The organism is Thalassotalea castellviae (assembly GCF_031846185.1).
In the GTDB taxonomy this organism is placed as follows: domain Bacteria; phylum Pseudomonadota; class Gammaproteobacteria; order Enterobacterales; family Alteromonadaceae; genus Thalassotalea_H; species Thalassotalea_H castellviae.
In genome coordinates this window covers 107078-130075 of the sequence record NZ_JAVRIF010000002.1, presented here as the reverse complement: position 1 = coordinate 130075, position 22998 = coordinate 107078, and the positions used below count along the sequence as shown (strand labels likewise).

Sequence of the window (22998 nt, the reverse complement as noted above, 5' to 3'; positions counted from 1 at the left end):
CATTTTAAATAACTTTTATTTTTAACTTTTACGAAATGTTAGCATCGCAATATGTTCATATAAGTAGGAAATTAAAAATTTAGGATAATCTTTAATGACGCGCTGACGAACATGTTTATGCATTACCATTCTTTGTAACCATCTCAACCCAGATTTTTTTATGAGTGGGTGGTAGTAATCTGTTTTAATTGACGTTTGAGTTAAAAATCCTCCGCAAGTAAACATTAACTTAACGTTTGGACAGTTATCTTTAGCATCAATAATAAATTGGTCTTGAATGGGGGTTCCCATTCCTACGATTAATATATCTGCATTTGATTTTTCAATCAGTTTAAATGCTTCATTCTTATCTTGTTGATTATCGAAATACCCAGAACGAACATAAGTAATATCTAAAGCTGGATAAGAAGATTCAATATTTTCTTTAGCTTTTAGTATTTCGGAAGCTGTACCTCCAACCAAAGCTATTTTAGCTGAAGCTTTTTGCGCGTACTCAAATACTTCGCCAGCTATGGAAGAGTAATCAAAGCTAACTCTAGCGACTTTTGATTTTGGATGGAAAATATTGTGGAGTCTTTGTAACAAGCTACCGTCTGAATAAAAATAATCAATACCATCAATAATTTCTGGTGATTTTAATAATACGCTATATGAAAATGGATTAACAAAAGAAACTAATGTTTGCTTTTCGTCTTCAATAGAAGACAAAATTAAAGAAAAATCTACGCTGGTAGATATTTTATCATCTAACTTCTTCATGATGTTATGTTTCAATTCACTTCCTTAACTTCAAGTCTTTCAATATTAATCTTCTGTTGTCTTTTCTTTATTGCGTGCAAGTTGATTACATAACCTATAAAAAGATAATGCAACGGGAGTGTTTTAAACCTATCACTCATAGCCGAAGAAAAACCAAAAGCGACAGGGATAGACAAAACCAAAAGTAAAGTTGCATACGAAAAAATGGATTCAAAGCTCCCTTTTTCATGCGTTTTTGCTGACGATCTTAAAATGTTAACCATCCAAAATAACAATACAAAATATAATATTATGCCAATAGCCCCCCATTTTGCTAATTGATATCCATAAAGGCTTTCAATAACACTAATACGCTTTTTAAGCTCGATTCGATTAGAGCCACAGCCAAAAGGGAAGCATTTTTCAAAGTATTCTACAGCAAGTTCCATTTCAACGACACGGTGATTGGTTGAAGAGTCTTTTTCTTCGCCACCAAACATACTCTCTATATAATCAAGCTTTAGCATATTCGACTTCTCAAATGTCAGAGAGATACTTGTAACCAGCGTAATAGATGCAACAATTACTATAATTAGCGTTGCATTAACCGCTTTACTTTTTTTACCTCTACCGAGCAAATAGCTTAGGCCAAGCATTATAATAACTGTGCCAATTCCTCCTCTTGATAAAGTTAAAATTAAGGCAAGAAAAACAACGCCAACAAAAAGCCAATCTTTAAATTTAAATTCATTTTTAGCATCTATCAATTTAAAGTATTGATAATAAATAAAAAATGATAGATAGAATGCGAAATCTGATGGATAACCATAGGTACCAGACCACCTAAAAAAGTGGAAAACAACAATGTCATCACTCATGCGCCCTTTATATAAATCAGCAATACCCCACAATGCAGGAAAATATACAAAAGCTGAAAACACTATTTGTAATACACAAGCGATAATAAAAAACTTCATTAGCGCTTTTAGTTGTTCACCTGATAAGGGGTATAAAAGTGGGATTGATAAATAGACTAAATAAACGATAGGGCGAGTGAAATCAGTAACATCCATCCAACTTAAATGGGTGGTAAAAACTAGGGTCGTAAAAATATAATACGATACAGTAACTAATACATAGCCTAGAAGAAAATATACCATTTTTGCATCAGGCTTAGCTGGTTTTTTTATTAAGACTAAGGTAATAACAAATAGAAAAACACTAATGTGAAGCAATTTTTGCGCAGTACCAACCCCTCCTGGTAACCACGAAAGAGCAGGGAAAAGTAATAGGAAGGTCCAAAAAGTATAATGTACTGATAAGTTATTTACTTTCAAAAGAAATATACCTTAACAGCAATAAAAGTCGCCAATGTATTATATTCATTTAGAGAAAGTGTAGCTATTTCGATTTAAATTTGTGAGTTCTATCAATGTGTTCAACCTGATTGTAAAATGAACAAAAAACAACATAAATGGATTTTGGCGAACATTTTATATTGAACAGTTTAAAATCACAAAGTTAATTAATTTATTTTATTGTTGTTTTCTCTTCGCACATCAAGAGAGCAATTCATAATTTCAATTGCACTATATAAATTAATGTAGTGGTTCGAACTTGTATGTTTACTTCATTAGGTGGTGTAGCTTAACCCCCTTTATATTTTACAGTGACTACCTGTATCAATAAATTTCATTATTTGTTAACATCGCGCCCCAAATGGTGCCGACCATTTCATAGTTAAATTTTTCCAGTTATATTCTGAACTTTGGTGAACTTTTTGAAAAACACACGTTTCAATCTGATAAAGAAACTCATAACGACTATTCTTCTTCCTCTATTTGGTTTGCTTTATCTTTTGGGGAAATGTTTCCCTAGGAATAGTAAAATTTGGGTTTTTGGTTCGGCCTATGGCTTTGAGGGAAATTCAAAATATTTATATTGTTATACCGTCGAACATACGCCAGATATTCGAGCAATATGGATAGCTGGAAGCCGTGAAGATAGTCGTAATATTTGTTCAAAAGGTGCAGAAGCTTATTATCGCTGGAGTATACAAGGAATATGGCTGGCATTTCGAAGTAAATATTGGTTTTTTAATGTCTGTTCTTCTGATGTAAACTATGTTGCTTCTGGAGGAGCGTGGTTGGTAAATCTCTGGCATGGGGTTCCACTAAAAAAAATTCACTACGATGTTGAATCGTTCTCCAATGCAAACCGCTATAAGAAGCTATCATATATTATACGAAAAGTATTTTTATATACTCCAGATGATGAAGTATATGAAAACTTAGTTTCTACCTCTAAACATGTCAGCGACATGTCGTTTAGTAGCGCATTGCGCGTTCCAGCAGAGCAATGTTTAAACTTTGGTTACCCTAGATTAGATCCTTTGTTTTGGGATCAAGAATACAGTGCAAAATGGCAAATGCGTTGGTCATCTATCGATGAACAAAAATTCATTAAAAAAGTTAAAACGTACGATAAAGCATTTATCTTTATGCCAACATGGCGTGACCATGCTCCACACTTTATAAAAGAACAACATTGGGATTTTATTGGTTTGGATAAAAAACTAGCGAAAAAAAACACCATTTTGATTCTCAAGCTTCACCCATTAACACCGCTGTCTTTGGTTAAAAGTGTTCAGGATTGTAGCAATATTGAATTACTCGATTCAGGTAAAGATGTTTATTGCATACTCCCTCATACTCATGGGTTAATTACAGACTATTCTTCAATTATGTTTGATTATGCTCTACTGGATAGGCCAATTTGTTATTTCGCTCACGATTTAGATGACTATTTGGATAAAAGCAGGGAGTTTTATATGCCCTTTGATGAAGTAGTGTATGGACCCGTTGTGACTACGATGGAACAAGTAGAACGGTTTCTCTTAAATCATGAAAGTATCACAGATTCAAACGAAGCCAGAGAACGTATTAAAGATTTATACTTCGATTATAAAGATCATGATTCAAGTAAGCGAATTGTGGCGCATTTCACGCAATAGTTAGTAGGGAAAGTAGGCTAATAACTTAAATTTTTATGAAACCAATGAGACATTAGATAATGGAAAATAAGAACGTCGCTATAGTGATACCCAATCTTGGCCAAGGCGGAGTGGAGCGGTATGCAGTACAACTTGCAAAAGGAATGCAACAAAATGGCAGTAATTGCACAATAATTACATTTGAAGATGTGCCTGTAGCCCAGCAACTTTCTGGCGCTATAAAGGTTAGACATGTATGTTTTGCGACGACTGGACGTTTTCAATTTGTTAAGTCAGCTCTAAAGCTCAGGCGATATCTTCAGCAAAACCACTTCGATTTAATTATATCGGGAAAAGAGCAAGGAAATATTTTCACTCATTTGGCACAACTATTTAAAAAGCCCTATAACTCTTGGTTTGTGACAAGGCATGTACCACTAGAACCCGGTCAATCCAAAGGTGACGTACGTTGGTATACGAAAAAGCTATATAAGTATTTGTATTACAAGGCAAATGCTTTCATTGGTGTAACAGATGAAATAGCAGCACAATTAAAAATCACAGTACCAAAATCGAAAAAACATTGTGTAAAAGCAATAAAAAACCCGATTATCGACGCTGATATTTTCAATTTTAGCGAGCGTACTCCAAATAAACTCAGTTGCTGGCCTTCAAATAAAAGAGTTGTACTAGGGGCTGGAAGACTTGCGGAGCAAAAAGGGTTCGACTTGCTTATTACGGCGTTTGAGAAAGTAGCTACTGCTTTACCTGATGTAGACCTTGTCCTTCTTGGAGAAGGCGAAGATCAGGAATCTTTGGAAGAACTAAGTCGTTCTTTAGGAATCAGACATCGGGTACATTTTTTTGGTTATACTGACAACCCTTGGTATTTTATGCGCCAAAGCTCACTTTTTGTTTTGTCTTCAAGATGGGAAGGGCTGTCTATAGTTTTACCCGAAGCTATAGCACTAGGGCGACCTGTCGTCGCATTTGATTGTCCAACAGGACCGAGAATGTTACTTGGCGATGACTCACCCGCTTTGGTTGCGTTCCCTGATACCCAAGCTCTAGCAAATACTATGCTTTTACAATTAAATTCGCCTTTCTGTCCACTTGTTGATTTAAGTGAATTTCATACGAGCCAGTCAGCAAGAAATTATCTTAGCCTTCTATAAGACAGATCGAGTAAAGCGGTTAATGTTTGATTGATTATATTTGAAAAGACCGGAAAAATTGAATTATCAGGATTGATATCTATTACTGTAACATTCAATGGCTTATTACCCACTTTTAAAATCAGATATAAAACTTGTTTGTTCAATGAATTGGATTGAACAAAAATCTATTTTAATGATAAAATTCGCGAGTTTTACCGGTGGTGCCTAATGTGGGCAGTGACATCTGCGAATTTAGGAAAAATATAGGTCTTATAAGAGCATCACGATGTATTTTAGGCTTTTAAATTGGTGCTATTGTTTCGGTTTTAATCGCCCAGTGAAACATTATTGTATCAACCGTACTAAAGAGTAATTAATTATGAGTAAAACGGTTATTACCTATGGAACCTTTGATTTATTCCATATTGGTCATCTTCGATTATTACAAAGATTGAGAGCGTTAGGAGATAGGCTTATTGTCGGTGTTTCAACTGACGAATTTAATGCGCTGAAAAATAAACAGTCTAGCATTTGTTTTGAGGATAGAATTGAAATTATATCTGGGCTTAAATGTGTGGATTTGGTTATTCCAGAAAATGACTGGCAACAAAAAGAGCGGGATATTGAACAGTATTCTGCAGACATTTTGGGCATGGGCGAAGATTGGCTTGGAAAATTTGATCATTTATCCTCACATTGTGAGGTGGTTTATTTACCCAGAACAACTGGGATATCGAGTACTAAAATTAAACAGAATTTATCTATTCTTGGCTCGGAGCATAGAGAAGAGTTTAAAAAAGCATTAGATGTGATTTCTAATCTGGTTGATAACCTCTCTTAATTAAATGAATGATTATGAGTGAAAGGCTAAGCAGCACGTCGGCAAATAACGATCAAGAAGATCAGAAGCGGGTATTTAAAAATGCTAGCGCTTTATTTGTTATTCAAATCGCTAATATGGTGCTGCCGTTTATTTTATTACCATATCTCACCCATGTACTCGGCGCACAATATTATGGATTAGTTGCTTTTGGTCTAGGGATCGCGCAATTAGGGTTTGTTATTACCGATTATGGATTTTCTTTATACGCTCCTGTAGTCCTCAGTAAAATTAGAGGGGATGTTTCAAAGATTAACAAAGTGGTTGGCGCTATCTATTGTTGTAGGATCTTGCTGCTTTTATTAGTGTCCGCCACTATATATCTTTATGCGTTGAATACCCAACAATATGCTGAACATAAGGAATTATTACTACTAAGTATTTTAATTTTAGCGGGCACAACCTTACAGCCTATTTGGTTCTTTCATGGTATTGAGAAAATGGGATATATAACGTTTTTCTCTTTACTTTCGCGTTTAAGTTTTTTGTTACTGGTAGTGTTTTTTGTTGCAACGAAAGAAGATTACTTTTACGTAGCTCTATTTAACGGTATCACTCATTGTGCTGCAGCTTTATTAGGATTGGTTTTAATTTATAAATTGGGGTATCGCGCAACTTGGCCTGGTTGGCAGAGCATATTGGAAACCTTTAAGGCGTCAATGGAGTTTTTTTGGTCGCGCGCTGCAGTTAGTACATATACAGCGGCTGGGACCGTTTTCTTGGGGCTTTGGGGAACGAGTGTCCAAGTTGCCTATTATTCTGCGGCTGAACAACTGTACAAAGGAGCGCAAGCTTTTTTTGCTCCATTATCTCAGGCTCTCTATCCTAACATGCTTAAAAATAGAAACTTTTCCTTGTTATTTAAAGTCATGAAATGGGCGGTTTTATGTTGTCTTACCGGTGTATTGATAGGCTCTGTTATAGGTGAGCAGGTACTTGAGCTCTTATTCGGTGAGGAATTTGTCAATGCAAATTCAGTATTACTAATTTTTCTAATCACCTTAATGTTTACTACTCCTTCTACTATGCTTGGTTACCCTTTGTTGGGAGCTTTAGGAAAGGTAAGTTTGGCAAATAGAAGTGTATTTTTAGGTGGTGCATTACAATTGTGTTTACTGAGTTTTTGCTATTTGCTCGGTTATACTACGGCATTTTCTGTCGCTCTATGCGTCTTGTTGGTAGAGTTACTGGTGTTTTTTCTTCGGGCTTATTGGGGGAATAGATATCTACGTGCCAATGCAAACTCGTTGATTGAGAAAGTTTAAATGTTTTAAACGAATGTAGTTTTAAAGAAAAGTCTGGGAAGTCCACTAAACTTGATGAGCACCTAGTAAGTGTTATTTATAATGCTTTTGGTGTAGTTGTTGAATCAATCTAAAGTTAGAAGATAAAAAGTAGCGCAACTTACTATAAAAATGCCCCGAGCCAATTTGTTTAATCAATTCCTTCATTGATAATACTTCTCTACAACGTCTGATCCGCATAAACTTTTGATTTTTTAGGTTTGCATCGCTCATCAAGTGTTGATGTTTATCAAAATACTGTAAATAGCCTTTTACGCTGTTAGTATTCGCTATCATTCGCTGTGAAGAACCGGTGTCATTAACAATATATGTAGGAGTAGCTATGCGAAAGGCCGTGCCGTACTTAATCATCAAACGGGTCCAAAGGTCATAATCTTGGCAAGCTACAAATTGTTCGTCAAAACCACCAATACTGAGCACTCGCTCTTTTTTTACTAAAACTTGCGAGGTTGCTTCATTGTAACTTAGTTGCTGTGCAAGGGTTATTTGTCCTTCTTTGGCATCAATTATTCGCTTTTTTTTACCATAATCCCAATACATACTTGAGCAAACAAATGCATAGTTATCATCATAAGCCGATACTAGGCTAGCAATTCTATTTGGCAGAAATACATCATCATCATCAAGTCCGGTAACAAACTCACCATTAGCCTTTTTGATAGCTATGTTCCTTGAGATACAAGCCCCTTTACTGACGTTATTTTTAAAAATGAAAATGTTGTTATGTTTACTACTTAGTTGAGTTAGAAATTCGAAGGTATTATCGGTAGAGCCATCATCAACAACAAGTATTTCTATATTTGGGTAAGTTTGTTGGAAAATTGAGTCAATAGCATTAGCAAGTAGTGCTTGACGATTTTTTGTCGGAATGTAGACACTGACTAAAGGTAACGATAAACCACTATTTTTAGCTAATTCTGTTGGATTCATCTCTTTCCCATTGTTTAGTTTTACCCAGCATAAATTGAAGTTTTGCTCTGATTTTGACAACTAATTTTATAAGAATAAAAGTAGGCATACAAAACCAAGGTGGCTTGTTATATCCTTTTGGAGCGTAGATAGCGGGTTTTTTAATCTTTAGATTATTTAGTTGAACATTGCCACGTTCAACTCGGGTTAGTACTTGCAATAAATTACTGAGGTTTTTAGCGCAGGTAAATACTAAAGCACACTGTTGAGATACTGCCACTTCAGATGGCAAAAACTGCCGCCTTATATATTCGTCATCGGCAATAATTTCAGGTAAAGGAGTTATTTGTTTTATGCCTGTTTCACTCAAAGCGATGACATTGGACAGTCTATGGTTGATATTGTAAAAAGAAAGGCTTGCGACACGATAATACTGCCTCACTAAAAAATCACTCTTATTGAAAGAGAATTTGATCTTTGGGGATATGGCCTTTAAATGGCTATCTTTTAACTCTGTTACGAGTGTATTAATGTCTTTGCCACTAATTTCAATATCAGCGTCCATCAATACTTTAATAGATGATTTGCTGTTACTCACACCTAAATTCAGTGCGTTCGTTTTAGACGCTTTGTCCGTTTCAAACACTAAAAAATTGATGTTTTTTTGTTGCAGGGATAATTCATTTTCTTTAAGGAATGATATTGTTCTAGTATGGGTATTGTCTTGGCAAGCATTGCAAACAACGACTAATTCAATGGTATGTAATGTATTATCTTCAAGTAAGCTTGAAAGTGTTTTTACGATCAACACTTCTTCATTGTATGCAGGGATGATAATGCTAAATTTATATTGTTCCATAATGTGCTAATTTAATAAAAACACGTATTCGTTGGTGTATTAAGCCTCATTTATTACTTCAAGTATTTTCTCATAACCACAAAAGTTATTTTTTTTATATGGAGTAAATTGAGTATTAATTGATTTTACCACAAACTCCTCAAGCCTTTGTAAATCAGTGCAGACACAAGCATAATTATTTTTTATTACAAAATCAGCTAAATCTTGTTGGTGGTTATCTATTCGGTCAAAATTAGGCACAATCAAGGTCGGTTTTTCCATTTCTAATAAATGAAATACAGATCCTGCACCGGCATGAGTAATAACCAAGTCAGCTTTAATTACTTCATCTTCTACTTGAGTCGAGTATTTGAAATACTTATGGTTGTCAGGAAGGTATGTCCCTTCAGAAATCTGATTGACAATTTGATACTTTGTTGGTGATAACTGCTCGTTTACTGCCTTAAATAAAGCATTGTAATGAGTATGTCCGACGGTCACAAAAATATTCATAATCTACCGAAGAAGCGACTTTTAGGATAATGTTTTTTTAGTGATTCATGTTGAATAAAAAATAAATTAGCAACATGATACATAACTTTTCCTGCAAGAGACGGCGTAAAAACACGAGACCAAGACTCGAAGTAGATAACTTTAATGTTAAACAATCGACAAATTATTCCTGGAACAACAGCCACTCCAGGACCTGTTGAAATCATAGACACTACACGGTATTTGAGCATTATGCGAATGGTTTGGCTTAGCGACCAAAAGATGTACAGAAAAAAAGTTATAATATTTTTAATGTGAGAAAATTTATCACGTGCTTCTATACAATAAAACTGGCGAATAAAGTTATTATCTTTTGATTTAACGTCAGTTAAAGCAATAAACGGTATACTTTTTAGTTCTTCAGGTGCGCCATTAATAAAGCGTGTCATCTGTGCAGCATGACCTCCCTTTCCATATACCATAAGTATTACTTCGGGACGATTTTTTAACATTTAAGGATTAATGCTCCTATCCATTTATCATTATGTAATTAAAATTATCAAAGCTAGAGAGATCTTAAAATACATTAAACTACATTCTAAATAGAATTGTCTAATGCTTGAAGGAATCGCATTCTACCTTAAAGAAAATTAACTGGAAACATTTATCGCTGAAATAATTATGAACATTTGGCGATAAGTTTATTGCTGACGTTAAAATATAGCTACCTCCTTTACTGTTTAAATACTAGTTTAAGTTGAATCTCATTAAAGCTAACGTAAACAAGTGAATGTATGACAAAATTTTCTTTGCATTATGGTGAACTGAGGCTCTTGTTAGAAATAACCTTCTTAATTTAACAAAGAAGAATTAAAGTTTATGTCGTTAACAACAAACCAGTACCTAATTCTTTCATTTTTTGTTAGAATCGCGACAATTTTTTAATTAAGAGTTGATCTGTAGAATGAATGTTATCGAAGCTACTATTCCTGCGCCGGGCAAAAAATTTGCAATCGTTGTGTCTCGCTTTAATCATTATATCGTTGATAGCCTACAAAATGGCGCTGTTGATGTGTTAAAACGTTTTGGTCAAGTGGCCGATGAAGATATTACAATAATCAAAGTACCAGGTGCTTATGAATTACCTTTAGTGGCTAAGAAAGCAGCGAAAAGTGGTAAGTTTGATGCAATTATCGCTATTGGTGCGGTGATTCGTGGTGGTACGCCACATTTCGACTTTGTTGCTGGTGAATGTAATAAAGGCTTAGCTCAGGTTTGTTTAGATTCTGAAATCCCAGTATCTTTCGGGGTGATCACAACCGATTCAATTGAGCAAGCAATCGAAAGAGCTGGTACTAAAGCAGGTAACAAAGGTGGTGAAGCTGCTCTTGGTGCTTTGGAAATGGTTAACGTACTTTCTCAGCTATAATTTAGCTAGTAATTTATTTGGAGAGTGTTGTGAAACCATCACCTAGAAGAAAAGCCCGTGAATTAGCGGTACAAGCCGTATATTCATGGCAAATGAGTGAAAATTCAGTTACTGATGTTGAAGCTCATTTTTTAACAGAAAACGCAAAGCGACGTTTTGAAATTGAATTCTTTCAAAAATTATTTCGTGGTGTTACTTCACAAGTAAGTTCAATTGATTCAGCTATTGAGCCACACCTTGACCGCCCTTTATGTGATGTTGATCATATTGAAAAGGCAATTTTACGGGTTGCTATTTTTGAACTAAGTGATTGTTTAGACGTTCCTTATCGGGTCGTTATTAACGAAGCTATCGAATTAGCGAAACTTTTTGCTGCTGATGATAGTCATAAGTTTATTAATGGTGTGCTTGATAAAGCAGTTAAATTAATTCGTCCAGAAGCATAATTTAACCAATAGCTACTTGAATTATTAGGCGCCATGATTATGTGCGCCTTTTGTATTTTTATGCGCGCAACATTCTGTTTTATATTACTTCACTAGTCATATAAAACATGTCTGATATTAGCCTTTTTGATATGTGATAAATTGTTATGAAAGAATTTGAACTGATTAAGAAATATTTTACTGAACAAGCAGTAAATCGTAAAGATGTCGTGCTTGGTATTGGTGATGACTGTGCGTTGTTAACGCCTGCTGAACGACAAAATATTGCCGTAACAACAGACACTTTAGTTGCAGGAGTACATTTTCCCCATGAAACTGAACCCCGTGCTATAGGTCATAAGGCTATCGCGGTGAATTTATCCGATCTTGCAGCTATGGGAGCTGAGCCATCATGGATATCAGTTGCGATTACCTTACCTGAAATTGATGAAACATGGGTTGGTGAGTTTTGTGCCGGCGTATTTGAACTGTGTGAATATTATAATGTTCAGTTAGTGGGGGGCGATACTACCCAAGGACCATTAAGTATCACAGTTACTGCACAAGGGTTAATACCGTTTGATAAACATATTAGTCGAAGTGGCGCTAAAGCTGGCGATTGGTTATATGTAACGGGTGAAATTGGTGATGCAGCTTTAGCTATTAAGCATTATTACGGTAAAATTGAGCTTTCAAAAGAAACATTAACCGCGACATATCAAAGGTTAAATTACCCTAAGCCTCGGGTATTAGCAGGACAAGCGCTCCGTGAGTATGCTTCTGCTGCGATAGATTTATCCGATGGTGTGCTCTCTGATCTTGAACACATTCGTAAAGCCTCTAATGTTGGGGTAAATATTGTGCTCGAAGATTTACCTCTTTCAAATGAGCTTATCGACACATTAGGGCATGAAGCGGCAATCGAATTAGCGTTACAAGGTGGCGACGATTACGAATTGTTATTTACTGTTTCTGCCGATAATAAAGTGGGCATGGAAACGGCTTTGGCTAATGTAGGCGTAAAGGTTACTTGTATTGGTCAGTTAAATGCTACCAGTAAAGTTACCACCACGCTTAATAGTGAAGTGACTCAAATAAACGCCATTGGATTTGAGCATTTTTCAGCGAAAGATAATTCCCATGAGCGCTAATAAATTCAACTTATCTGATCCTATTCAGTTTCTCGCATTAGGTTTTGGTAGTGGACTTGCGCCGAAAGCGCCCGGTACATTCGGTACAATTGCAGCGATCCCTTTATTATTGTTATGCGCTTCTTTGACCGTAACTCAGTATGCGATGTTAGTTGTCGTGATGTCGTTAATTGGCATTTATTTATGCGGTTATGCTGCAAAAGCGGCTGGTGTACATGATCATCCTGCTATCGTATGGGACGAAATTGTCGGTTTATTTATCACAATGTTTATGCTCCCATTGACGTGGCAAACAATTTTTGTTGGATTTGTTTTATTTCGACTCTTTGACATTGTTAAACCTTGGCCGATTTCTTGGCTCGATAAACATTGTCATGGTGGTTTTGGCATTATGATCGATGATATTGTTGCGGGATTTGCTGCATTAGCATGTATGCACTTAATTTTTTAGTGATTGATTATATTCTTTCCTAATAGGCTCACTTACTTCGGTTGATAAATCATCTGTGCAAGCCAACCCAAGCCAGTTTAAGATAAAAGCCCAAATAGCGATATTTGGGCTTTCGTTTAATTACATGCTGATTAGCTAATCAAACCATTATTAATGCAAGATTCTCGCTTTAATAGTACCTTCAATGGCTTTTAATGCTCGTAAAGCGGTTGCGCTATCCGCAGTTTCAATATCAATAACCACATAGCCAATTTCATCATCGGTTTGTAGATACTGAGCAGCAATATTCACGTTATGCTCGGCAAATGCTTGGTTAATTTTAGTCAAAATGCCCGGCTGATTGCGATGAATGTGTAGTAAACGGCTGGTGCCTGTATGACCTGGTAAAGACACTTGCGGAAAATTCACTGCAGACAATGTTGAGCCATTATCTGAATATTTCGCTAATTTACTGGCGACTTCTAAGCCTATATTTTCTTGAGCTTCTTTCGTGCTACCGCCAATGTGAGGCGTTAAAATCACATTATCAAACTCACGTAATGGTGAAACAAATTCTTCATCGTTGCCTTTCGGTTCCACTGGGAAAACATCAATAGCGGCACCTGCAACTTTTTTGGCCTTCAATGCTTGCGATAATGCGTCAATATCAACAACGGTACCACGTGAGGCATTGATAAAGATAACACCATCTTTCATAGCGTTAAATTCAGCAACCGCCATCATATTTTGAGTTTGAGGGGTTTCTGGTACATGCAAGCTAACAACATCAGATTCAGCAAGTAAGGCATTAAGTGATGAAGCTTGGCTTGCATTACCTAAAGGTAATTTAGTTTCAATGTCATAAAAGCGTACTTTCATGCCAATGGTTTCAGCAAGTATGCCTAATTGCATACCGATATGGCCATAACCAATAATACCTAAAGTTTTTCCTCTGGCTTCCACCGATCCTACCGCAGACTTATTCCACACTCCACGATGCGCTTGTGCACTTTTCTCAGGTATACCACGTAATAAAAGCAATAATTCACCGATGACTAATTCAGCAACTGAACGAGTATTTGAGAAAGGCGCATTAAATACTGGTATTCCTAACTTTTGAGCGGCTTTGGTATCAACTTGGTTTGTGCCAATACAATAACAACCAATCGCCACGAGTTTTTTGGCATGCTTAAGTACATTTTCATTCAACATAGTACGTGAGCGAATACCAATAAAATGTACAGAGGAAATTTTTTCGATCAATTCTTCTTCAGCTAAAGACGTTTTCAAATATTCAATGTTGCTATATCCTTGAGATTTAAGCTCTTCAATAGCGCTTTGATGAACACCTTCTAATAATAAGATCTTAATTTTTTCTTTTGCTAATGATTTATTACTCATGATCGATAATCACTCTTGGTAAAGTTACTAAAACTATTAAAATGTTAATGTAAGGATAAGCTCTCAAACCGCTTACAAAAATCAAATAGATGGCTAGATGCCTAAATCTGATATTAAACTAACATATAGTGCATAAACTCTAAAGTGTTATTTTACTATTTTTGCCCCTTCAGGGGTTCCAAGTATTAAAACATCGGCACCGCGAGCGGCAAACAAACCATTGGTAACAACACCTACCAAGGCATTGATGTCATTTTCCAAGCGTATTGGATCGATTATGTCTAAGTTATGCACATCGAGAATGACGTTTCCGTTATCTGTGATCACGCCTTGACGATAAACTGGATCACCACCAAGTTTTACTAATTCTCGGGCAACATAACTCCTTGCCATAGGGATCACTTCAACAGGTAATGGAAATTTGCCCAAAACTTCAACTTGCTTAGATTGATCGCAAATGCAGATAAAAGATTTTGCCACCGCGGCAACAATTTTTTCGCGGGTAAGTGCAGCGCCGCCACCTTTGATCATATGCATGTGCTTGGTAATTTCATCGGCACCGTCAATGTAAACATCAATAACATCAACATTATTTAAATCAAATACTTCAATGCCGTGAGCTTGTAATCTTTTGGTTGACTCCTCTGAGCTTGAAACGGCGCCTTCAATATCATTTTTCATTGTCGCTAATGCGTCTATAAAGTGGTTAACCGTTGAGCCTGTACCAACACCAACGATAGAATCTTTTTTAACAAATTCTAGCGCTTTGATAGCCGCTGCTTTTTTCATTTCATCTTGAGTCATAGAGGAGGTCCTGTAATTTTTGCCGTTATTATATCAGCCAATAACGGCTGAATATATGTTATCGAAGGAAAAGAAGTATTAAGATTAATAAAATTTAAATTGATGGTTAGGTGTAATAATTTCAGGAATTGGAATATCCCAATGTTCACTGGGAATTGTCTCAACCTGTTGAAAGTCATGAGCTAAGCCAATCGGGTAGGGTTTATTTGTTTTTGCTTTTTGGGCGTACCATTTACTCAGTGTTCTATCGTAGTATCCACCTCCCATCCCAAGCCTTGCTCCTGTCTTGTCAAAAGCAACTAACGGAGTAAAAATGATATCGAGTTGTTCAAGTGGCAAGACATCCAAAACGTTCAATTTCGGCTCTAAAATATGATATTTGTTCCGTTGCATTATGGTGTGTTCATGATAGTGCAAAAATAATAAATGACCTTTACTAAAAGGGTGAAGCACAGGTAAGTAAGTCTTTATGTTTTGCGCCCAACACGCGTGAATAAATTTATCCGTATTTAACTCACCATCATTAGTTAAGTAGATAGCAATAGACTGAGCGGTAAGTACTTTTGGGTGATTGAGTAAACTGCTCGCTAAACGCTGTGACTGTTGTTGCTGGGTTGTTTCATCTAATGATTGACGTTTCTGGCGAATTACATGCCTAATTTCATTTCTAGAAAGTGAATTAGAGGTAGTCATTTTGTCTGATCAGTATGGATTGATAAGTTAACAATAAACGGCGAAGCAAAAAAGTGAAAGTAAAAAAATAGCCAACGATATTGTTGGCTATTTTATAGGAACTGCTTTTATTTTAAGTTGAAATAATTAACTAACTGGCGATGCTGACTTCACGTGTTCAGCCGCTGTATCTTCCGCTTTAGGGTCTTCATCATCAGCAGCAAGGCTTTCCCAAAATCTTGATTTCAAACCAATTAACAACATTACAATCCCGATACCAATACTAAATAAACTAATTTGGAGATATAACGAAGGTATTTGCTCTACGTTATTTGGATCGTAGTTACCCGCTAGTAAACCAGAAATAATATTACCAATTGAATAGGTTAATACGAAAATCCCCATCATTTGACCAGCAAAACGTTTAGGAGAAAGTTTACTAACCGCACTAAGTGCAACTGGACTTAAACATAATTCACCTACTGTGTGTAAAAAGTAAGTGGCAACTAACCAATAAGGCGCTACTTTCATACCTGAAGCGGCGTATTGTGCAGCAAAAAACATTACGATAAAACCACTTGCCATGATGATCAAACCAAAGGCACATTTAATACCGTAAGAGGGGCTAACTAATTTTTTACCTAAGTTAATCCATAATGCAGCGAAGAAAGGAGACAATAAAACAATAAACACAGAATTTAGTGATTGGAACCAGCCTGTAGGTACCTCAAATGAGCCAACTAAACGGTCGGTATAATCACGTGCGAATAAGTTCATTGAAGAACCTGCTTGCTCAAATCCAGACCAAAAACAGGCAGAAGCGATACAAATCAGTAATAATGCCCACAGTCTTTTCTTTTCATTTGGGGTTAAGTTACTGAAAAAGTAAATAACGGCGTAATAAATAACAAAAATAAGCGAGAATGCTATCGCAACATATTGTGCTACCGCTACCGGGTCGATTGAAATAGTACCATTGAAAACTAAGGCTGTGACTATAGCTATACCACCTAATACGGCACCAATTAGTGACCAACTTGTTTTCTGAGCTTTTTCTGACATCGGATAAACAGGGTGTTCACCAACGCCAGCAAGTTTAGGAGTAGTAATTTTATATTGAATTAAACCTAACGCCATACCAACTGCAGCTGCGCCAAATGCCCAGTGCCAGCCAACATTTTCCATTAAGTAACCACAAACGCCGTAACCAATTACAGAGCCTATATTAATGCCCATATAATATATGGCGTAGCCACTATCACGACGAACATCTTTATCCGCATATAATTGACCAACCATAGCGCCGATATTGGGCTTTAATAAACCGGTACCTAAAATAACAACGATTAAACCTATAAAGAAAGTATCATCACTTGGAATGGCTAAAATAATATGGCCAATCATAATAATGATAGCGCCGTACCAAACAGACTTTTGCCCACCGAGCAATCGGTCAGAAATCCAACCGCCAGGTAAGCCCATAAAATAAACACTACCGGTATATAAACCATAAATTGCTGCTGCAGATGCGACAGTTAAGCCTAAACCGCCTTCTTGTAATGTTGCTGTCATAAAAAGTACAAGCAGCATGCGCATGCCATAATAACTCATACGTTCCCACATTTCTGTGATAAACAAAGTTTGTAAGCCTTTAGGATGACCAAAGAACGAATGGTCAGTTTGCGTTGTCATATATAATTTCCTTCGTAAGGGGCGACGTACATCTATTTTTATTATTGGTGTGGTTGTTTAATGGTTAAATCAAACGTATCGATGTCGACGCTTTTTATAATAAATCAGCGGCATTTATACCTTTGATAGCCATCAAGCGCAAGTTTATCGCGCAGTTATCTGATGTTTTAAGCGGAAGAATTCGATTGAAAATGAATTAAATTCTGAAAAAATAACATTAAACTGGAGTTTAAATGTTAATTAATAGTACTATTTAACCCAGTTAACATAAATTATAGTCAATAAAGATGGTCAATATGGAAAAAAAAATTACCAAAGCAGTGATCCCTGTCGCAGGTCTTGGAACAAGAATGTTACCCGCAACGAAAGCCATCCCGAAAGAAATGTTGCCGATAGTGGATAAGCCGTTAATTCAATATATTGTCAATGAATGTATCGATGCGGGCATTAAAGAAATTGTTTTAGTGACCCATTCTTCGAAAAATGCTATTGAAAATCACTTTGATAAATCCTTTGAATTAGAAACGACGCTTGAAAAGCGTGTTAAACGTCAATTACTCGATGAAATTCAAGCGATTTGCCCAAAAGACATCACTATATTGCATGTGCGTCAAGGTGAAGCGAAAGGCTTGGGACATGCGGTATTAAAAGCGCGTCCAATTATCGGAAATGAGCCTTTTGCTGTGGTTTTACCTGATGTTATCCTCGATGATGTTCATGCCAACCTAAAAACAGAAAACCTTTCTGCCATGCTTACCCGTTATAAGGAAATAGGCAATTATAGTCAGATCATGGTTGAACCTGTACCTATGGAAAAAGTCAGTAGCTACGGCGTTGTTGATTGTGGCGGTTATGAACTTGCGCCAGGAGAGTCAAAAACCATGACGGCTATTGTTGAAAAGCCACCGGTAGAAAGTGCACCATCGAATTTAGCGGTTGTCGGTCGTTATGTCTTGTCTGAAAAAATTTGGGATTTGCTCAGTTTAACACCTCCAGGAGCTGGTGATGAAATTCAGCTAACCGATGCAATTGCAATGCTGATGGAAAAAGAAACTGTTGAGGCTTTCCATATGACAGGTAAATCACATGACTGTGGCTCTAAGCTTGGTTATATGAATGCCAACGTTGAATATGGTTTAAGACATCCTGAACTTGCTGATGACTTTAAACAACATTTAATTGAGTTATTAAAATAGTCTATTTACAGTAAATAGTGAGGTATTTAATGCGGAAAGTCTTTTCTGCTTAAATACCTTAATACAGTGTTACCTTTCATGTTACTTCTAAGACCGTATCGTATTTAATGATTGTTTTAAAATAGGTGTTTCTGTATGCGTCTCTCATTAGTTAAGCACTTTAGTAATAGTTAATAATAGTTGATTGATAAAATAAGGATATATCGGTGTTTCAAGAGCTAAATGATATTTGCCAACTTGCAAAGCAGGTGAAAAATCGTTCTATTTTAGAATTATTTACTGATGCAAATCGGGCCGATAAATTTTCTGTCTCGGTTGGCGATATCTTTCTTGATTATTCAAAACAAAATATCTGTGATAACGAGTTATCTGCTTTGTTTCAGTGGGCAGAAAATTGTCATTTATCTGAGACGATCAATGAGATGTTTTCAGGTGAAAAAATTAATAAAACAGAAAATCGGGCTGTTTTACACACTGCATTAAGAGCCTCAAAGTCATTAAAACACTCAATATTGAAAGAAACAGCGCAAGAAGTTATTGAGACCGAAAATAAAATGGCTGAAATTGTTGATAATGTTTGTTCAGGCAAGCTACTTTCGGCATCAGGAGAAAAATTTACGGATGTTTTAGCCATTGGTATTGGAGGATCATATTACGGTATAAAAGTCGCACTCACTGCACTTAAGCCATATCATACTACGGGATTAAATGTTCATGTGTTAGCTAATGTCGATGGCGGTGCGGTTGAAGAAAAAATGCGTCTACTACCCGTTGAAACAACGTTAGTTGTGGTGATATCAAAAACTTTTACCACTCAAGAAACACTACTCAATGCTACAGCGATAAAAAATTGGATGTTATCAAGCGCTAACAATAAGGATATTATCGAAAAGCAATGGTTCGCCATTAGTACCAATATTGATGCGGTGATCTCATTTGGTTTATCAAAACAACATATTTTACCTATGTGGGACTGGGTTGGTGGTCGATTTTCGTTATGGTCTGCCGTTGGCTTACCGCTAGCGCTGGCGATAGGAAACCAAGGGTTCTCACAGTTAAAATCCGGTGCAGCACAGATGGACGACCATTTTAAAACGGCCTCTTTTTCAGAGAATATGCCTGTTTTATTAGCGCTACTAGGGATATGGAATCGTAATGGTCTAGCTCATTCTAGTTTAGCCATTTTACCTTATGATCATTCTTTACGTGCTTTACCGGGGTATTTGCAACAGACAGACATGGAAAGTAATGGTAAATCTGTTGGTGTTAATGGTGAAAAATTATCGTGGCAGACTGCGCCGGTTGTTTTTGGTCAGGAAGGCACAAATGGCCAACATGCTTTCATGCAATTAATGCATCAAAGTGATGATATTATCCCCACTGATTTTATTATTGCCCTCAACAGTTCAAGCCCATTTAACAGCCATCATCAAGTGCTTGTCGCAAATTGTTTTGCGCAAAGTGAAGCATTAATGCAAGGTAAAAGCTTATCGCAAGTAAAAGAAGAGTTATCTGCTGCAGGTTTCTCGTCAGATGATATTGAAAGCTTAGCTCCCCATAAAACCATGAAAGGTAATACCCCAAGTAATACGTTATTGTTAAAAAGTGTCACACCTAAATCATTCGGTGCTTTGTTAGCTTTATATGAACATAAAATATTTGTTCAAGGGGCTTTGTGGCAACTTAATTCTTTTGATCAGTGGGGAGTAGAATTAGGTAAACAATTAGGTAATCAAATATTAAAGGTAATGGATGGAGAGCAAAGCGAACGGTTATCTTCCTCGTCATTATCATTAATTTCCAAGTTTAATCAGGCTAAATAACTCCTTACTTAATACTAAATGAATGCTTGAATGATTTTTATATTCATTTTTTGTCTATTAAATTTCTTTCTTATATTGGAACATACTAAAGTATTATGCCAAAATTCATGTCATATTTAATAGGGATTTAACGTTAAGAAGCCAATGAATTTAACTCATTTACAAAAGTTAGAAGCTGAATCTATCCACATAATGCGTGAAGTTGCTGCTGAGTTTGATAACCCAGTGATGCTTTATTCTGTCGGAAAAGACTCTGCTGTTTTACTTCACCTTGCCCGTAAAGCGTTTGCACCTGGAAAAATACCTTTTCCGTTATTGCATGTTGACACGACCTGGAAATTCAAAGAAATGATTGAATTTCGTGATCAAATGGCAAAAGAGTACGGTTTTGAGCTATTAGTGCATAAAAACCCTGAAGGTCTTGCCATGAACATCAGCCCATTTGAGCATGGTAGTGCCAAACATACCGATATCATGAAAACCCAAGGGCTAAAACAAGCGTTAGATAAATACGGTTTTGATGCCGCTTTTGGTGGTGCGCGTCGTGATGAAGAAAAATCTCGTGCTAAGGAACGGGTATATTCATTTCGCGACAAAAATCATCGTTGGGATCCTAAAAGCCAACGTCCTGAATTGTGGAATGTTTATAACGGTAAAGTCAATAAAGGTGAAAGTATTCGTGTTTTCCCATTATCAAACTGGACTGAGCTAGATATTTGGCAATATATTTATTTAGAAAATATTAAAATTGTTCCGTTATACCTTTCTGAAAAGCGTCCAGTTGTTGAACGTGACGGCACTTTGATCATGGTTGATGATGATCGTATGCCAATTGAAGAAGGTGAAGAAGTGATGATGAAAAATGTTCGCTTTAGAACTTTAGGTTGTTATCCGTTAACCGGAGCGGTTGAATCTGATGCCACGACTTTACCTGAAATTATTCAAGAAATGTTGTTAACCAAAACCTCTGAACGTCAAGGGCGTGTTATTGACCATGATTCTGCAGGTTCGATGGAAAAGAAAAAAATGGAAGGTTATTTCTAAGCCTACATTAGTCATTTATCCAACTAACAATATTAATCCGTATCAGGCCTTAGTGCTGATATAAGAATAAATTCCAAAGGAAAAAAAATGAGTAATCAATCAGACTCACTTGAAACAAATTTGCTTGAAACAGATATTGAAGCGTATTTAAAGCAACATGAAAATAAAGAAATGTTGCGATTTTTTACCTGTGGTAGTGTTGATGACGGCAAAAGTACACTAATTGGTCGTCTATTACACGACTCAAAAATGATTTTTGAAGATCAGCTTGCCGCGATTGAAAATGACAGTAAAAAGTCAGGAACTACGGGTGAAGCAGTTGATCTAGCGTTATTGGTTGATGGTTTACAATCTGAGCGTGAACAAGGTATTACCATTGACGTTGCTTACCGTTATTTTGCAACCGATAAGCGCAAGTTTATTATTGCAGATACTCCAGGTCATGAACAATACACACGTAATATGGCAACAGGTGCTTCTACGTGTGATTTAGCGATTATTTTGATTGATGCCCGTCATGGTGTGCAAGTTCAAACCCGTCGTCATTCTTTTATTTGTTCATTACTTGGCGTTAAACACGTATTAGTGGCTGTCAATAAAATGGATTTGGTTGATTATAGCCAAGAACGTTATCAGTCCATTAAGAAAGAGTATCGCGACTTTGCTGATGGTTTAGCATTTGATGATGTGCGTTTCGTACCTATTTCTGCATTAAATGGTGATAATGTTGTAGAAGAAAGTGCCAATATTTCATGGTATCCGGGCGCTACAATGATGAAATTGTTAAATACTATTTCTGTTGATAACGATGAAAGCTTCACACAATTTCGACTGCAAGTGCAATATGTTAACCGTCCTAATTTAAACTTCAGAGGCTTCTCTGGTACGATTGGCTCAGGTCATATTCGCGTTGGTGATGAGATTGTTGCTTTACCTTCTGGAAAAGAAAGTACGGTAAAATCGATCGTTACCTTTGATGGAAATTTAGAGCGTGCTGATAAAGGTCAAGCCATTACGTTAACGCTTGATGATGAAATTGATATTAGCCGCGGTGAGATGATCGTCAAAAAAGGCGCCTTACCTGAATCATCGAAAGAATTTAATGCCTCTGTTGTTTGGATGCATGAAGATGAATTAGAAGCAGGGCGTGAATATTATATTAAACAAGGTAGTAAAACTACTACTGGTCATGTCATCGATATTGAACATCGTATCGATGTAAATACCATGGAAACGAGTGACGTTACTCAACTTGCTTTAAATGAAATAGGCTCGGTAAATTTTGAAGTGGCTGAAACTCTGCATTTTGATGCATATCACAACAATAAAACCACAGGCGCTTTTATTATTATTGACCGATTAAGTAATATTACCGTTGGTGCGGGGATGATCAATAAAGCGATTTCAAAAGATCAAAAAGTTGAATTTTCAGCATTTGAACTTGAATATAATGCGCTTGTGAGAAAACACTTCCCTCATTGGGGCGCCCGTGATATTTCTAAACTGAAATAAGTGTTTTACTGTCAGAGTAAAACTGCAGATACTTTGACATTCAAGTCGTTGAACGCTTTAACTTTACGTGTTCAGCGACTGATATTTTTATCGATAAGTAAGCTAGCAA

22 protein-coding genes are annotated in these 22998 nt (G+C 36.4%); 12 read left to right on the top strand and 10 right to left on the bottom strand.

All coding sequences use genetic code 11. From position 1 onward, the window contains the following. Positions 1–21: 21 nt before the first annotated feature. Together RM573_RS04285 and RM573_RS04280 are read right to left on the bottom strand one after the other, a co-directional pair. Complete coding sequence (locus RM573_RS04285; protein WP_311577807.1) at positions 22–774, bottom strand: WecB/TagA/CpsF family glycosyltransferase; 753 nt, start codon at positions 772–774, stop codon at positions 22–24. Further along, a complete protein-coding gene (locus RM573_RS04280) occupies positions 771–2075 on the bottom strand; it encodes an O-antigen ligase family protein (RefSeq protein WP_311577803.1) in 1305 nt (434 codons plus the stop codon). Before RM573_RS04280 ends, RM573_RS04285 begins: the two co-directional genes overlap by 4 nt. 521 nt (positions 2076–2596) lie before the next feature. Here RM573_RS04280 and RM573_RS04275 point away from each other — a divergent pair. The 4 genes from RM573_RS04275 to RM573_RS04260 all read left to right on the top strand — a co-directional run bounded on the left by RM573_RS04275 (position 2597) and on the right by RM573_RS04260 (position 7032). Then, positions 2597–3751, top strand: coding sequence for a CDP-glycerol glycerophosphotransferase family protein (locus tag RM573_RS04275; protein WP_311577800.1), 1155 nt, complete (start codon positions 2597–2599; stop codon positions 3749–3751). Between the two features lie 59 nt (positions 3752–3810). Continuing rightward, the gene (locus RM573_RS04270) at positions 3811–4905 is read left to right on the top strand and encodes a glycosyltransferase (RefSeq protein ID WP_311577795.1); all 1095 of its coding nucleotides are present in this window, start codon (positions 3811–3813) and stop codon (positions 4903–4905) included. A gap of 361 nt (positions 4906–5266) precedes the next feature. Further along, positions 5267–5728 carry an adenylyltransferase/cytidyltransferase family protein gene (locus RM573_RS04265; protein ID WP_311577792.1) on the top strand — a complete coding sequence of 154 codons (462 nt, stop codon included), beginning with the start codon at positions 5267–5269 and terminating at the stop codon, positions 5726–5728. Between the two features lie 14 nt (positions 5729–5742). Beyond that, complete coding sequence (locus tag RM573_RS04260; RefSeq protein WP_311577789.1) at positions 5743–7032, top strand: oligosaccharide flippase family protein; 1290 nt, start codon at positions 5743–5745, stop codon at positions 7030–7032. Between the two features lie 72 nt (positions 7033–7104). Here RM573_RS04260 and RM573_RS04255 read toward each other — a convergent pair whose 3' ends face one another. The 4 genes from RM573_RS04255 to pssD are packed head-to-tail and all read right to left on the bottom strand — an operon-like array spanning position 7105 to position 9822. Further along, positions 7105–8001, bottom strand: a complete 897-nt coding sequence (locus RM573_RS04255) for a glycosyltransferase family 2 protein (RefSeq protein WP_311577786.1) — start codon at positions 7999–8001, stop codon at positions 7105–7107. Next, entirely contained in the window at positions 7979–8839 is an 861-nt protein-coding gene (locus RM573_RS04250; RefSeq protein WP_311577783.1) for a glycosyltransferase family 2 protein, read from the bottom strand. Before RM573_RS04250 ends, RM573_RS04255 begins: the two co-directional genes overlap by 23 nt. Positions 8840–8878: 39 nt before the next feature. Next, complete coding sequence (pssE, locus tag RM573_RS04245; protein WP_311577779.1) at positions 8879–9331, bottom strand: PssE/Cps14G family polysaccharide biosynthesis glycosyltransferase; 453 nt, start codon at positions 9329–9331, stop codon at positions 8879–8881. Continuing rightward, positions 9328–9822, bottom strand: coding sequence for a PssD/Cps14F family polysaccharide biosynthesis glycosyltransferase (gene pssD / locus RM573_RS04240; RefSeq protein ID WP_311577776.1), 495 nt, complete (start codon positions 9820–9822; stop codon positions 9328–9330). The genes pssE and pssD overlap by 4 nt, the downstream gene beginning before the upstream one ends. Before the next feature lie 452 nt (positions 9823–10274). Here pssD and ribH point away from each other — a divergent pair, with 452 nt between their 5' ends. The 4 genes from ribH (at position 10275) to RM573_RS04220 (ending at position 12766) form a co-directional block, all read left to right on the top strand. Then, positions 10275–10739: a 6,7-dimethyl-8-ribityllumazine synthase gene (ribH, locus tag RM573_RS04235; RefSeq protein ID WP_311577771.1), complete on the top strand. Its 465-nt coding sequence runs from the start codon at positions 10275–10277 to the stop codon at positions 10737–10739. A gap of 29 nt (positions 10740–10768) precedes the next feature. After that, positions 10769–11185, top strand: a complete 417-nt coding sequence (gene nusB / locus RM573_RS04230; protein WP_311577769.1) for a transcription antitermination factor NusB — start codon at positions 10769–10771, stop codon at positions 11183–11185. 146 nt (positions 11186–11331) lie between these two features. Continuing rightward, complete coding sequence (thiL, locus tag RM573_RS04225) at positions 11332–12315, top strand: thiamine-phosphate kinase (RefSeq protein WP_311577767.1); 984 nt, start codon at positions 11332–11334, stop codon at positions 12313–12315. Then, on the top strand, positions 12305–12766 hold the full coding sequence (locus RM573_RS04220) for a phosphatidylglycerophosphatase A family protein (RefSeq protein ID WP_311577765.1): 462 nt from the start codon (positions 12305–12307) through the stop codon (positions 12764–12766). Before thiL ends, RM573_RS04220 begins: the two co-directional genes overlap by 11 nt. A gap of 150 nt (positions 12767–12916) precedes the next feature. On the opposite strand, the gene serA is transcribed toward RM573_RS04220, so the two are convergent. From serA to RM573_RS04200, 4 genes are all read right to left on the bottom strand, one after another. Then, the gene (serA, locus tag RM573_RS04215; RefSeq protein WP_311577763.1) at positions 12917–14146 is read right to left on the bottom strand and encodes a phosphoglycerate dehydrogenase; all 1230 of its coding nucleotides are present in this window, start codon (positions 14144–14146) and stop codon (positions 12917–12919) included. Positions 14147–14293: 147 nt separating this feature from the next. Beyond that, on the bottom strand, positions 14294–14950 hold the full coding sequence (gene rpiA, locus RM573_RS04210; protein ID WP_311577761.1) for a ribose-5-phosphate isomerase RpiA: 657 nt from the start codon (positions 14948–14950) through the stop codon (positions 14294–14296). A gap of 84 nt (positions 14951–15034) precedes the next feature. Further along, a complete protein-coding gene (locus RM573_RS04205) occupies positions 15035–15643 on the bottom strand; it encodes a 5-formyltetrahydrofolate cyclo-ligase (protein ID WP_311577759.1) in 609 nt (202 codons plus the stop codon). Positions 15644–15769: 126 nt separating this feature from the next. Beyond that, a complete protein-coding gene (locus RM573_RS04200; protein ID WP_311577757.1) occupies positions 15770–17314 on the bottom strand; it encodes a peptide MFS transporter in 1545 nt (514 codons plus the stop codon). 296 nt (positions 17315–17610) lie between these two features. Between RM573_RS04200 and galU the strand changes: the two genes are divergently transcribed. From galU to cysN, 4 genes are all read left to right on the top strand, one after another. Beyond that, positions 17611–18510: a UTP--glucose-1-phosphate uridylyltransferase GalU gene (gene galU / locus RM573_RS04195; protein WP_311577755.1), complete on the top strand. Its 900-nt coding sequence runs from the start codon at positions 17611–17613 to the stop codon at positions 18508–18510. 206 nt (positions 18511–18716) lie between these two features. Further along, positions 18717–20333 carry a glucose-6-phosphate isomerase gene (gene pgi, locus RM573_RS04190; protein ID WP_311577752.1) on the top strand — a complete coding sequence of 539 codons (1617 nt, stop codon included), beginning with the start codon at positions 18717–18719 and terminating at the stop codon, positions 20331–20333. 144 nt (positions 20334–20477) lie between these two features. Beyond that, complete coding sequence (gene cysD / locus RM573_RS04185) at positions 20478–21377, top strand: sulfate adenylyltransferase subunit CysD (protein WP_311577750.1); 900 nt, start codon at positions 20478–20480, stop codon at positions 21375–21377. Positions 21378–21464: 87 nt separating this feature from the next. Continuing rightward, positions 21465–22889: a sulfate adenylyltransferase subunit CysN gene (gene cysN / locus RM573_RS04180; RefSeq protein ID WP_311577748.1), complete on the top strand. Its 1425-nt coding sequence runs from the start codon at positions 21465–21467 to the stop codon at positions 22887–22889. Positions 22890–22998: the final 109 nt, after the last annotated feature.